This window comes from Metabacillus bambusae, assembly GCF_017497975.1.
In the GTDB taxonomy this organism is placed as follows: domain Bacteria; phylum Bacillota; class Bacilli; order Bacillales; family Bacillaceae; genus Metabacillus; species Metabacillus bambusae.
The window spans coordinates 1-683 of sequence record NZ_JAGDEL010000062.1 but is presented as its reverse complement, the minus strand read 5'-3'; the positions used below and the strand labels follow the sequence as shown (position 1 = coordinate 683).

Below are 683 nucleotides of genomic sequence, written 5' to 3'. Positions count from 1 at the left end.
CCGGCGGATTTACCTACCGAACGTCCTACACCCTTTCCCCGGGACAACCACCGCCCGGGCTGGACTACCTTCCTGCGTCACCCCATCTCTTACCTACTACCCCCTTGGGCCGGCGGCTCCACCACTCCCCTCAACTCCGAAGAGATCAGGGCGGCTTCACGGCCTTAGCATCAGAAGATTCGATATTTGACGCTTCACAGCGGGTACCGGAATATCAACCGGTTATCCATCGACTACGCCTGTCGGCCTCGCCTTAGGTCCCGACTTACCCTGGGCAGATCAGCTTGACCCAGGAACCCTTAGTCAATCGGCGCACACGTTTCTCACGTGTGAATCGCTACTCATGCCTGCATTCTCACTCGTGAACCGTCCACAACTCGCTTCCGCGGCTGCTTCACCCGGCACACGACGCTCCCCTACCCATCACAGTCCCCGTTGGGGGTACATACTGCAATGACACGACTTCGGCGGTACGCTTGAGCCCCGCTACATTGTCGGCGCGGAATCACTAGACCAGTGAGCTATTACGCACTCTTTCAAGGGTGGCTGCTTCTAAGCCAACCTCCTGGTTGTCTCTGCGACTCCACATTCTTTCCCACTTAGCGCACGCTTAGGGGCCCAGGTTGAAGTTCTGGGCTGCATGCCTTTGGACCATGGAGCTTATCCCCCGCTGTCTTGTAGGC

Annotated in this window: 1 rRNA gene; it reads right to left on the bottom strand. The window is 58.1% G+C overall.

The features are described 5' to 3' along the window. Nucleotides 1–683 (bottom strand): 23S ribosomal RNA (locus I7822_RS29565); the annotation flags it as partial.